Source organism: Pseudomonas sp. On1 (assembly GCF_033783325.1).
This window is the reverse complement of the sequence record NZ_JAWPOA010000003.1, coordinates 103,774-115,375: the sequence shown is the minus strand read 5'-3', so window position 1 is coordinate 115,375 and position 11,602 is coordinate 103,774. Positions and strand designations below refer to the sequence as shown.

General features: G+C 65.7%; 11 protein-coding genes. 8 read left to right on the top strand and 3 right to left on the bottom strand.

Annotated features, from left to right (window positions below; genetic code table 11):
* Window positions 1-109 precede the first annotated feature (109 nt).
* Both R5C80_RS03895 and R5C80_RS03890 read left to right on the top strand, forming a co-directional pair.
* Window positions 110-1,177 (top strand): GNAT family N-acetyltransferase, encoded by a 1,068-nt coding sequence (locus R5C80_RS03895; protein WP_313048756.1) that lies wholly within the window; start codon window positions 110-112, stop codon window positions 1,175-1,177.
* Window positions 1,178-1,196: 19 nt separating this feature from the next.
* Window positions 1,197-2,180 carry a fatty acid desaturase family protein gene (locus R5C80_RS03890; RefSeq protein WP_313048755.1) on the top strand — a complete coding sequence of 328 codons (984 nt, stop codon included), beginning with the start codon at window positions 1,197-1,199 and terminating at the stop codon, window positions 2,178-2,180.
* Window positions 2,181-2,331: 151 nt separating this feature from the next.
* Here the strand turns inward: R5C80_RS03890 and R5C80_RS03885 are convergent, their stop codons facing one another.
* The 3 genes from R5C80_RS03885 to paaY form a co-directional block, all read right to left on the bottom strand.
* The gene (locus tag R5C80_RS03885) at window positions 2,332-3,216 is read right to left on the bottom strand and encodes an RHS repeat-associated core domain-containing protein (protein WP_319049818.1); all 885 of its coding nucleotides are present in this window, start codon (window positions 3,214-3,216) and stop codon (window positions 2,332-2,334) included.
* Window positions 3,217-3,331: 115 nt separating this feature from the next.
* Window positions 3,332-4,255, bottom strand: a complete 924-nt coding sequence (gene paaX, locus R5C80_RS03880) for a phenylacetic acid degradation operon negative regulatory protein PaaX (RefSeq protein WP_110604706.1) — start codon at window positions 4,253-4,255, stop codon at window positions 3,332-3,334.
* A 59-nt stretch (window positions 4,256-4,314) separates the two neighbouring features.
* Entirely contained in the window at window positions 4,315-4,914 is a 600-nt protein-coding gene (gene paaY / locus R5C80_RS03875; protein ID WP_094009904.1) for a phenylacetic acid degradation protein PaaY, read from the bottom strand.
* A 340-nt stretch (window positions 4,915-5,254) separates the two neighbouring features.
* Between paaY and paaF the strand changes: the two genes are divergently transcribed.
* From paaF to paaK, 6 genes are all read left to right on the top strand, one after another.
* Entirely contained in the window at window positions 5,255-6,028 is a 774-nt protein-coding gene (gene paaF / locus R5C80_RS03870) for a 2,3-dehydroadipyl-CoA hydratase PaaF (protein ID WP_110604707.1), read from the top strand.
* A 31-nt stretch (window positions 6,029-6,059) separates the two neighbouring features.
* Entirely contained in the window at window positions 6,060-6,854 is a 795-nt protein-coding gene (gene paaG, locus R5C80_RS03865) for a 2-(1,2-epoxy-1,2-dihydrophenyl)acetyl-CoA isomerase PaaG (protein WP_263158223.1), read from the top strand.
* A 2-nt stretch (window positions 6,855-6,856) separates the two neighbouring features.
* Window positions 6,857-8,374 (top strand): 3-hydroxyacyl-CoA dehydrogenase PaaH, encoded by a 1,518-nt coding sequence (gene paaH, locus R5C80_RS03860; RefSeq protein ID WP_263158224.1) that lies wholly within the window; start codon window positions 6,857-6,859, stop codon window positions 8,372-8,374.
* A complete protein-coding gene (paaI, locus tag R5C80_RS03855; RefSeq protein WP_263158225.1) occupies window positions 8,367-8,816 on the top strand; it encodes a hydroxyphenylacetyl-CoA thioesterase PaaI in 450 nt (149 codons plus the stop codon). Before paaH ends, paaI begins: the two co-directional genes overlap by 8 nt.
* Window positions 8,809-10,029, top strand: a complete 1,221-nt coding sequence (gene pcaF / locus R5C80_RS03850) for a 3-oxoadipyl-CoA thiolase (protein WP_319049817.1) — start codon at window positions 8,809-8,811, stop codon at window positions 10,027-10,029. Before paaI ends, pcaF begins: the two co-directional genes overlap by 8 nt.
* Window positions 10,030-10,123: 94 nt before the next feature.
* Window positions 10,124-11,443, top strand: a complete 1,320-nt coding sequence (gene paaK, locus R5C80_RS03845) for a phenylacetate--CoA ligase PaaK (RefSeq protein ID WP_263158227.1) — start codon at window positions 10,124-10,126, stop codon at window positions 11,441-11,443.
* The last annotated feature ends 159 nt before the right edge of the window (window positions 11,444-11,602 follow it).

The window sequence follows — 11,602 nt, the reverse complement described above, 5'->3', positions numbered from 1 at the left end:
CCGACGACATCCCCGCCACTGACCGCAGCGCCAAAACCGACACCTGCCCGTGACCTGCCCTGGGCGGTCACTGCCTTCGTTGGCCTTCAATAAAGACAAAAGGTGCGTCATGACTGCGACCCGTTCGCCGCAAACGGCCGTTGCGCCGTTGCCGGAAACCGAAACACTGCGCTATCGCCCGGCTAACCCCGCCGATATCGAAGCCCTCGCCGCGCTGTTCCAGCAGGTCTATGGGCAGACCACCCACCCCTGCCAGAGCGCGTCCTACATCCGCCACTCGATGAGCAGCGGGCAACAGCAGTGGTTCGTCGCCGAGGCCGAGGGCAATCTGGCCGGTTGCTGCTGCATCGCCCGCCGCCCGTGGAACCAGTCGTGGGAGGTGTGCCACGGTGCTATTCACCCTGACGCGCGCAGGACCGGCGCCATCTCCAGCCTGGTCCGCCTCGGTTTCGAGACGCACCGGCCAGCGCCCATGGAGCTGGGCTTCTACATTACCCGCAACATCGCCAGCCACGGTGTCATGAAGAAGATCCGCCCCGCCGTGCTGGTGGGCCATGACGGCGGCCCGGACAAGGTCGATGGTCTGCGCGAGTATCACCTGACCGCCATCCACCCTGTACCCCAGGCCGGCTTCGCGCACGTCGCCCCCTGGTACGTGACCACCCGCGCCGCCGACTATATCCGCAGGCTGCTCTACCCCGCCCTGCAGCTTGCCGTTGCCCCCGGCAGCTACCCGGACACCTACCTCAGCGGCCCGACCGGCGCCGAACGCCATGGCCAGCTCAGCTACAGCCACGACCCGCAGGCCGCCGCGCTGATGCTGTCGGGCCAATGCGGCCGCTATGCCTCGACCCATGCCGTGCTGACCGAGCTGGGCGCGCTGCTGCGTCAGTATTCCCAGGCCGAGTACGTCGGCCTGGTGATCCTCGCCGACAAGCTGGAGCTGCTGGCCAGCCTGCGCCGCATGGGCTTTGCGATCACCGCCTACCTGCCGGCCTGGCACCTGGAGAGCGGCAGCCGCTACGACTGCATCCAGCTGGTGTTCCAGGACTTCGCCGTGGCGCCGCGCAGCCACGGTTTCGATGACGACATCGCCCGCTTCGACCTGGCCTACGCGCACCTGGCCAACAACCTCTGCAGCCTTCCCGCGGCCCCGGCTTCCCGGGCCGCCAGCTAACCGATCGGAGTTTCAGCAAGTGACCAAGGACCAATGGCTTAGTGTAAGAAAACAGATCCCCGACGGCGCCCGGGAACCCTGGACCGTGATGTTGTGGGTCGCCGACCTGCTGCTGCTGCTGGTGGCCTGGAATCTCTGGCTCGCCGACTCCACCGCCCTGCAGTTGCTGGGCCTGGCGCTGGCAGGTCTGGCCACCGTGCAGCTCTACCTGATCATGCACGAGGCGACCCACGGCGCCGCCTCGGCCAACCGTCGGTTCAACGACTTCATCGGCCACTGCAACGGCTGGCTGATCGCCCTGCCGTTCCTGGTCCGTCGGCGTTTCCACATGGCCCACCACACCTGGACCGCGCACCCGCTGAACGACCCGGAGAACCGCGGCATGATCGAGCGCTTCTCGGTGATGACCAAGAAGCAGGAGCGCACCCTGGAGTTCGTCTGGAAGCACTGGATCCCGATGATCGCCGCCAACCACTTCCTGCTCAACTGGCGCGCGCCCTTCATCGCCAAGGCCAAGGGCGACAGTTCGCCACGGATCCTCAAGGAGATCCGCTTCGCCCGCCTGTACCTGGCCGGCTACCTGGCGGCGGCAGTGCTGGCCTGGAGCCTGGGGCACCTGCTGGACCTGGTGCTGTTCTACCTGATCACCTGGGTGTTTCTGTTCTTCATGGTCGAGCTGCTCAACCTGCCGCACCACGCCGAGGCCCCGCTGCTCGCCCGCGATGCCGATCGCCTGCAGTTCTGGGAGCAGGACGGCGTGTCCCACGACTGCAAGAGCCTGCCGCTGTGGTCGCGCTTCGTGATCCTCAACTTCAACCTGCACATCGTCCACCATGCCTTCCCCTCGGTGCCCTGGTACCGCCTGGCCAAGGTGCAGAAGCTGCTGGGCGAGCACGAGCTCGGCCATGCGCCGTCGCAGACGCATGAATGGGAGTTCGCGGTGAAGAACCGACGCCGGCCGTTGTTGCAACTGATGGGGCATTTCTTCGATCAGCGGGGTTGAAGTAATCGCCTCTCCCTAGGGGACGCATTGCTTTCAAGGTGCTCAACGTTGTAGTTGCCGTGCCTGTGAGATCGAGCACCGCCTGCGCGGCGTATTCGTGGAAGCGCTACGCCCCCATGCACTCAGCTTGTTCACGAGAGAATGCTGTCAATTACAAACGAATATCCAGTTGGGTCAGGAAGGCCCCGTACATGTTTTTGAAAACTGAAGGCCTCCTGGAGGGAATGGTGCCGCGGCAATGCAGGCAGTCGACAGAAGTGTAAACCTGCCCGGAAGCATCGAGCTCCTCCAAGAGCTCGCTCAGAGCTATTGGGTTGTTGATAAGCGCAATGTCCACTCCCGAAGCCTTGGCCATACGTTTTACCGACATTCTGAAAGGTGCTCTTTCATAATCCTTGATAGGCTCGGCAGATCCCTTGTTCGGTACCAGTTCACGCAACTCATAGTTTCCAACACGCTTTCCCGATGGATAGCTCTGTACTACGGGCCGATCACCTTTTATGAACGATGGTATCGATTTCACACTTGCTGGATCATTCCTAACAACGGCAGTGAATCCGTTTTGGGTAAAGAAATTGATCTGAGCATTCCACGGAGCTACGAAATTCGCAGGTGCGTCGTAGCCCGACGCCATGGGACCAGCCACCCGTTTGCCATGTGAAATTACTTTCAGTTTTCCACTCGCCGCTCCCCCACCTGCGTACAGGGAGTAAGAGCCAGGCACATGACCGCTCGGATCGGTCCGATTGACTGGATCCCCACCACAGTACGCATAGGCATTGACTCCCCCTGCACCAAACGGGCTGAAACTGTCGGGTGAACCAAAGCGCATGAGCCGAGGGTTGTAATGCCTATAGCCGTTACCTAGCAAATAGACATCTACATTCATCTCACAATACTGGCCGGTGAAGCGCAGCCGAGAAACGCTCTGTTTATCGTCGCCGTAGACGGTGTATTGCTTAGGGTGATCGTCGGATAGCACGATCGAACCTTGCTGATCTGTGGCTAGAATCGAGGAGACGCTTTGACGGAGCATTGACCGAGCCCGACTCATCTTCGACATTCCACCTGCCATGGGTACGCAGGCAATCCTTGCAACAGATCGCAACACCGGCAACTGACAGAATTGCCAGGTCGCCATCGGTCACAATTCAACCAAGCCCGCCAAAGCGCTTGAAGTAACTCTCGTTGGCATCCGGCAACGGCCCATCCGCCGTTTCCAGCGCACTGGCCAGGTATTCCTCCGCCCTGCCCTGCACCAGCCGGTACAGGTTGCGGCACAGCTGCCGCGCCGCGCGCCCTTCCCAATCCCCCGGCAACAGCTCGTCCGGCAACTGCGGATCACGCAGCAGCAGGCGGCGGTACTCGTGGATCAGCAGCGTGCGCGCCAGGAAGCAGTCCTGCGGGCTTGGCGCGTCCAGGTCCTTCATCGCCTGCCACAACGGGCGGAACAGGCGGATGAACTCGCTGTAGTGCTGGCCCAGTTCCTCGATGTTCCAGCTTTCCCGCACCTGGGCGCGCAGGGCCTTGGAGGCCAGCACTTCCTGGGCGTGGGTCTCGAAGACGATGCAGTCGTCCTCGGCATCCTGCTCGCGCAGGGTGGCGGCCAGGTCGGCACGGTCGGTGCGCGGGCAGCCCAGCAGGTTCGCGCCCATGACGCCGAAGCCTTGCCACTCGAGCTCTTCACGCACGGCCTTGCGTTTGGTGGCGTCGAGCTGGGCCAGCAGCACCAGGGTCCAGGCGCCGTTCCAGGCCGGCAGGCTGGCGCTGTAGACGCGCTTGAAGGCTTTTTCGAAGCGCCGCCGGCCGGTGCCGGTGAGGCTGTAATAGCTGCGCCGACCGACCTTTTCGGCGGTCAGCCAGCCTTCCTTGGTCAGGCGGAAGATCGAGGTGCGGATCAGCCGCTCGTTAATGCCCATCGGCTCCAGCAGGTTGATCAGGCTGCCCAGCCAGACCGTGCCGCCATGGGGTTCGATGGCATCGCCGTAGAGAGTGATGATCAGGGAGCTGGCGCGGATCGGCGTCTGCTCTTGGAAACGGGTGATCAGGTGATTCAGGGGGGCAAGGCTGCTCATGGGGGAACGAGGCGCGGCTAAAGCCTCGACTATACCTGCCTGCCGCGACCGCGCAAGGCTCATGCACCGCCCTCGGCCTTGGGCCTGAAGCCGGAGTCGCCCATGCGCGGGCGGTCCTGCTCCGGCGCGGTCAATGGCGGGCATTCCACCAGCGCGCTCAGGCAACGCCGGGCGAGGCTGTGGTATTCGGCGGTACCGCGCTGTTTCCAGGCCAGTTCCTGGTCGCTGAGCGGGCGCTTGGCCACGGCCGGCGCGCCGACCACCAGGTGTTGCTGCGGGCATTCGAAGCCGGCCTTGACGAAGGCCGTGGCGGCGACGATGCAGCGCGGGGCGATATGCGCGGCGTCCATGACCACCGCGTTCATGCCGACCAGGGCATCCTCGCCGATCCGGCAGCCGTGCAGCACGGCGCCATGGCCGATATGGCCGTTGCGCTCGACCACCGTGTCGCCGCCGGGAAAACCGTGCATCACGCAGGTGTCCTGCAGGTTGGCGCCCTCTTCCAGGATGATTCGCCCGAAATCGCCGCGCAGCGAGGCCAAGGGGCCGATGTAGCAGTTTGCGCCGACCAGCACGTCGCCGATCAGCACGGCGCTGGGGTGTACGTAGGCGCTGGGGTGGACCACGGGGGTCAGGCCGTCGAGGCGGTAGCAGGGCATGGGTCTGGCTCTCGATATGATTTAGAAGACTTGGCGATCCTGTATCAGATCAAATCACTTAGTCAATGCCTTGCCGGTGTATCGCTTTCCTCACCAAGCTTCAGACCAGTGAAGACCTCATCACTGGGCAAAGCTGCCCCCAATATCAGCTATGAAAGCAAGGCGGCGTGGGAGCGGGCTTGCCCCGCGATAGCGTAACTCGCATCACATCAAGATACGAAATTATAATTTCGATGTTGATTTTATGTATCGCATTGAACATATACTTGCCCCAGCACCACGAACAATTCCAAGAAAAGCCGGCCCCAGCCGGCGCCGAACGTGCAGCCCGAGGTATCCCATGCCAAGCAACCTCATCGTGCAGGCCCCGGCGGACGGTGTCCGTCTGATCACCCTGCACCGCCCGCAAGCCCTGAACGCCCTGAACACAGCGCTGCTGGAAGAGCTGGCCGCAGAACTGAATGCCGCCGACCAGGATCCGCAGATCCGAGCCGTGGTCATCACCGGCAGTCGCAAGGCCTTCGCCGCCGGCGCCGATATCAACGAAATGGCCCAGCGCGACCTGGTCGGCATCCTCGACGACCCACGCGTATCCCACTGGCAGCGCATAGCCGGCTTCGGCAAACCCCTGATCGCCGCCGTCAACGGCTTCGCCCTCGGCGGCGGCTGCGAACTGGTGATGTGCGCCGATATCGTCATCGCCGGAAGCGACGCCCGTTTCGGCCAGCCGGAAATCAACCTCGGCATCCTCCCCGGCGCCGGCGGCACCCAGCGCCTGCTGCGCGCCGTGGGCAAGCCGCTGGCCATGCAGATGGTCCTCGGCGGCGAGGCCATCGGCGCCCGCCATGCCCTGCAGGCCGGCCTGGTCAGTGAAGTCACCGAGCCCGAACTCACCGTCGAGCGTGCCCTGCAGGTGGCCGTAGCGATCGCCGCCAAGGCGCCGCTGGCGGTGCGCCTGGCCAAGGAGGCGCTGCTCAAGGCCCAGGACATGGACTTGGCGAGCGGCCTGCGCTTCGAGCGCCACGCCTTCACCCTGCTGGCCGGCACCGCCGACCGCAACGAAGGCATCCGCGCCTTCCAGGAAAAACGCCCGGCCCGATTCCAAGGGCTGTAAGCCTTCCACCGACTGACGGAGCGAGCCAGTCATGTCTTTCCAGCACATCCTGTTTTCCATCGGCGACGACGGCGTTGCCCTCCTCTCGCTCAACCGGCCCGAGCAGCTCAACAGCTTCAATACCGCGATGCACCTGGAGGTGCGCGAGGCCTTGAAGCAGGTACGCCACAGCGAACGCGCCCGGGTACTGCTGCTGACCGGCGAAGGCCGTGGCTTCTGCGCAGGCCAGGACCTGGCCGACCGCAATGTCGCGCCCGGCGCCGAGCTGCCCGACCTTGGCCAGTCCATCGAGCAGTTCTACAACCCGCTGGTGCGCAGCCTGCGCGACCTGCCGCTGCCGGTGATCTGCGCGGTCAACGGCGTGGCCGCCGGTGCCGGGGCCAACCTGCCACTGGCCTGCGACCTGGTGTTGGCGGCACGCTCGGCGAGCTTCATCCAGGCGTTCTGCAAGATTGGCCTGGTGCCGGACTCCGGCGGCACCTGGTTGCTGCCCAGACTGGTCGGCATGGCCCGGGCCAAGGCACTGGCCATGCTGGGCGAGCGCCTGAGCGCCGAGCAGGCCGAGCAATGGGGGCTGATCCACCGGGTGGTGGACGATGCCGCGCTGCGCGACGAGGCACTCGGCCTAGCGCGTCACCTGGCGGCCCAGCCCCCCTACGGCCTGGCCTTGATCAAGCGTGCCCTCAACCAGAGTTTCGACAACCGCTTCGATGAACAGCTGGAGCTGGAGCGCGACCTCCAGCGCCTGGCCGGGCGCAGCGAGGACTACCGCGAAGGCGTCAGCGCCTTCATGAACAAACGCACACCCGTGTTCAAGGGGCGCTGATCATGGCCGCACTCGACAATGACGCCCTGGTGGCAGTGATCGGCGCAGGCGCCATGGGGGCCGGCATCGCCCAGGTGGCGGCCCAGGCCGGCCATCCCGTGCGTCTCTACGATACGCGCCCCGGCGCCGCCGAGCAGGCGATCGAAGGCATCGATCGCCTGCTCGGCAGGCAGGTGGAAAAAGGCAAGCTTGCGCCTGACAGCCGCAGCGCGATCCGCGACCGGCTGCAACCCGTGGACAGCCTCGACGCCCTGGCCGACGCCCATCTGGTGATCGAAGCCATAGTCGAACAACTGCCTGTCAAACAGGACCTGCTGCGTCGGCTTGAAGGCCTGTGCGCCACGGACTGCATCCTGGCCAGCAACACTTCCTCGCTGTCGATCACCAGCCTCGCCGCCGGGCTCAAACACCCGGAGCGGGTCATTGGCATGCACTTCTTCAACCCGGCGCCCTTGATGGCGCTGGTGGAGGTCGTCTCCGGGCTGGCCACCGCGCCGAGCCTGGCGGCCACGCTTTACGACACCGCCCGCGCCTGGGGCAAGCAACCGGTGCATGCCCGTTCGACGCCGGGCTTTATCGTCAACCGCGTGGCCCGGCCCTTCTATGCCGAAAGCCTGCGCCTGCTGCAGGAAGGCGCCGCCGACTGCGCCACCCTCGATGCCCTGCTGCGCGACGCCGGGGGCTTTCGCATGGGCGCCTTCGAACTGACCGACCTGATCGGTCACGACATCAACTACGCGGTGACCTGCTCGGTATTCGAAGCCTTCTATGGCGATTTCCGCTTTCAGCCGTCGCTGGTGCAGAAAGAGCTGGTCGATGCCGGGCGCCTCGGGCGCAAGACCGGCCAGGGCTTTTATGACTACGCCGAGGGTGCCGAACGGCTGCAGGCCGCGACATTGACCAGCCAGACGTCTGTCGAACGCTGCACGGTGGAAGGTGACCTGGGTACCCTGCAGCCCCTGGTCGAGCGCTTGCGCGCCAACGGTGTCGGCGTCACCGAACGCGCCGGCACCGGCCTGCTCCGTGTGGGAGATGCCACCCTGGCGTTGTCCGATGGCCGCCTGGCCAGCCAGCGCGCCCGCGAGGACGGCTTGCGCAACCTGGTGCTGCTGGACCTGGCCCTGGACTACGCCAGCGCCCCGCGCCTGGCCATCAGCCACGGCGCCGAATGCAGTGCCATGGCCCTGGACCAGGCCGTCGCCCTGCTTGCCCGGGCCGGCCTGAGCGCCTGCCCGGTGGCCGACCTGCCCGGCCTGGTGGTGCTGCGCACCGTGGCCATGCTCGCCAACGAAGCCGCCGATGCCGTGCTGCAAGGCGTCGCCACCCCCGGCGACATCGACCTGGCGATGCGCGCCGGGGTCAACTACCCGCGCGGGCCGCTGGCCTGGGCCGACCAGCTGGGCATCGGCTACACCCTGAACGTGCTCGACCACCTGCAACGCAGCTACGGCGAGGAACGTTACCGGCCGTCCCTGTTGCTGCGCCGCACCCACGCCGAAGGAGGCCGCCTGCATGGCTGATCAATCCGCACACGCTTTGGCCCGCGCCTGCGCCGAGGCCATGTTCGGCCGTGACGCCGCCAGCCAGGGCCTGGGCATCGAACTGCTCGAAGCCGGCCCCGGCAGCGCCCGCCTGGGCATGACCGTGCGCGCCGACATGATCCAGAGCCACGGCACCTGCCATGGCGGCTACCTGTTCGCCCTGGCCGATTCGGCCTTCGCCTTCGCCTGCAACAGCTACGATGAAGCGGCCGTGGCCCTGGGTTGCAGCATCGACTATGTGGCCCCGGCGCGGCTCGGCGACCGCCTGCAGGCCAGCGCCAGCGAACAAAGCCGCAAAGGCCGCACCGGCAACTACGACGTGCGCATCGAGAACCAGCAGGGCGAGCTGATCGCCCTGTTCCACGGCAAATCCTACAAAGTGCGCGGCACCGTGCTGTCGCCGGAGACCTCAAATGACTGACGCCAGCCTGCCCCACGCGCTGATCATCGATGCCGTGCGCACCCCCATCGGCCGCTACGGCGGCGCCCTGTCGAGCGTGCGCCCCGACGACCTTGCCGCGGTGCCGATCAAGGCGCTGATGGCGCGCCATCCCGGGCTGGACTGGGCGGCGCTGGACGATGTGATCCTCGGCTGCGCCAACCAGGCCGGCGAAGACAACCGCAACGTCGCGCGCATGGCCGCCCTGCTGGCCGGGCTGCCGATCGAGGTGCCCGGCACCACGATCAACCGCCTGTGCGGCTCGGGCCTCGACGCCATCGGCAACGCTGCCCGCGCCCTGCGCTGCGGCGAAGCCGGGCTGATGCTGGCCGGCGGCGTCGAGTCGATGTCGCGGGCACCCTTCGTCATTGGCAAGTCGGAACAGGCCTTTGGCCGCAGCGCGCAACTGTTCGACACCACCATCGGCTGGCGCTTCGTCAACCCGTCGATGCAGGCGCAATACGGCATCGATTCGATGCCCGAAACCGCCGAGAACGTCGCCGAGCGCTTCGACATCTCCCGCGAAGACCAGGATGCCTTCGCCCTGCGCAGCCAGCTCAAGGCCGCCGCCGCCCAGGCCAATGGCCGTCTGGCCCAGGAGATCGTCGCGGTGGAGATCCCGCAGCGCAAAGGCCCGCCCAAACGCGTCGAGCACGATGAACATCCACGAGGCGACACCACCCTGGAACAACTGGCGCGCCTGGGCACGCCGTTCCGTGAGGGCGGCAGCGTCACCGCCGGCAATGCCTCGGGGGTCAATGACGGCGCCTGCGCCCTGCTGCTGGCCAGTCCACGGGCCGCGCAACGCCACGGCCTCAAGGCCCGTGGCCGGGTGCTTGGCCTGGCGGTGGCCGGCGTCGAGCCACGCCTCATGGGCATCGGCCCGGTGCCGGCGACCCACAAGGTACTGGAGCTGACCGGCCTGGCGCTGGCCGACATGGACGTGATCGAGCTCAACGAAGCCTTTGCCGCCCAAGGCCTGGCCGTGCTGCGCGAGCTGGGCCTGGCCGACGACGATCCGCGGGTCAACCCCAACGGTGGCGCCATTGCCCTGGGCCACCCGCTGGGCATGAGCGGCGCACGACTGGTCACCACCGCCCTGCACCAGCTGGAGCAGACCGGCGGCCGTTACGCCCTGTGCACCATGTGCATCGGCGTCGGCCAGGGCATCGCCCTGGTGATCGAGCGCCTCTGATCAGCCGCCAGAGACGCCACGCGACGCGGGCAGTATGCTGCCTGCCATGACACTCAGGGCCCCGGCCCACGACAAGAACAACTCGAGTGAAACCATGAATCTCTACCACGATGCCGACCGCGCCCTGCTCGACCCGATGGAAACCGCCAGCCTCGACGCACTGCGCCAGCACCAGCTGGAGCGCCTGCGCTGGAGCCTGAACCACGCCTACGCCAATGTGCCGCTGTACCGTCAGCGCTTCGACGCCTGTGGCGCCCATCCCGACGACCTGAAATCGCTGGAGGACCTGGCCCGCTTCCCCTTCACCGGCAAGAACGACCTGCGCGACAACTACCCCTACGGCATGTTTGCCGTGCCCCAGGACCAGGTGGTGCGCCTGCACGCCTCCAGCGGCACCACCGGCAAGCCGACGGTGGTCGGCTACACCCAGAACGACATCGACACCTGGGCCAACGTGGTGGCGCGCTCGATTCGCGCCGCCGGCGGGCGCCGCGGCGACAAGGTGCATGTCTCCTACGGCTACGGCCTGTTCACCGGCGGCCTGGGCGCGCACTACGGCGCCGAGCGCCTGGGCTGCACGGTGATCCCCATGTCCGGCGGCCAGACCGAGAAGCAGGTGCAGCTGATCCGCGACTTCCAGCCGGACATCATCATGGTCACCCCCTCGTACATGCTCAACCTCGCCGACGAGATCGAGCGCCAGGGCATCGACCCGCACGACCTCAAACTGCGCCTGGGCATCTTCGGCGCCGAACCCTGGACCGACGAACTGCGCCGCGCCATCGAGCAGCGCCTGGGCATCGACGCCCTGGATATCTACGGGCTGTCGGAAATCATGGGCCCGGGCGTGGCCATGGAGTGCATCGATACCAAGGACGGCCCGACCATCTGGGAAGACCATTTCTACCCCGAGATCATCGACCCGGTCACAGGCCAGGTGCTGCCGGACGGCCGGCTCGGCGAGCTGGTGTTCACCTCGCTGAGCAAGGAAGCGTTACCGATGGTGCGCTACCGCACCCGCGACCTCACCCGCCTGCTGCCGGGCACGGCGCGGCCGATGCGGCGCATCGGCAAGATCACCGGGCGCAGCGACGACATGCTGATCATTCGCGGGGTCAATGTGTTCCCGACGCAGATCGAGGAGCAGGTACTCAAGATAAAACAGCTTTCCGAGCTATATGAGATCCACCTGTATCGTAATGGAAATCTCGACAGCGTCGAGGTGCATGTTGAACTGCGCAGCGACAGCCAGTACCTCGACGAGGGCCAGCGCAAGCAAGTGGTGGGTGAACTGGCGAAGCAGATCAAGACCTACATCGGCATCAGCACGCAGATCCAGTTGCAGCCGTGCGGCACGCTGAAACGCTCGGAAGGCAAGGCCTGTCATGTGTATGACAAGCGCCTGGCCAGCTGACCGATAGCGGTTACTGGAAAGCCCCGGCCAAGTTCCGGGGCTTTTTTTCGCCTGGCCGAACGTTATCGCGGGCAAGCCCGCTGCCACGCCCGGCCAACTCATGCGAAAGCGATACACAAATCGTATTTGATACATCAAATACTGTTTGATGTTGTGTTT

Excerpts from the sequence above, each read along its gene's own strand:
- R5C80_RS03895 (WP_313048756.1), top strand. The coding sequence starts at position 110 with ATGACTGCGACCCGTTCGCCGCAAACGGCCGTTGCGCCGTTGCCGGAA.
- R5C80_RS03885 (WP_319049818.1), bottom strand. The coding sequence starts at position 3,216 with ATGCTCCGTCAAAGCGTCTCCTCGATTCTAGCCACAGATCAGCAAGGT.
- paaX (WP_110604706.1), bottom strand. The coding sequence starts at position 4,255 with ATGAGCAGCCTTGCCCCCCTGAATCACCTGATCACCCGTTTCCAAGAG.
- paaY (WP_094009904.1), bottom strand. The coding sequence starts at position 4,914 with ATGCCCTGCTACCGCCTCGACGGCCTGACCCCCGTGGTCCACCCCAGC.
- paaF (WP_110604707.1), top strand. The coding sequence starts at position 5,255 with ATGCCAAGCAACCTCATCGTGCAGGCCCCGGCGGACGGTGTCCGTCTG.
- paaG (WP_263158223.1), top strand. The coding sequence starts at position 6,060 with ATGTCTTTCCAGCACATCCTGTTTTCCATCGGCGACGACGGCGTTGCC.
- paaH (WP_263158224.1), top strand. The coding sequence starts at position 6,857 with ATGGCCGCACTCGACAATGACGCCCTGGTGGCAGTGATCGGCGCAGGC.
- paaI (WP_263158225.1), top strand. The coding sequence starts at position 8,367 with ATGGCTGATCAATCCGCACACGCTTTGGCCCGCGCCTGCGCCGAGGCC.
- pcaF (WP_319049817.1), top strand. The coding sequence starts at position 8,809 with ATGACTGACGCCAGCCTGCCCCACGCGCTGATCATCGATGCCGTGCGC.
- paaK (WP_263158227.1), top strand. The coding sequence starts at position 10,124 with ATGAATCTCTACCACGATGCCGACCGCGCCCTGCTCGACCCGATGGAA.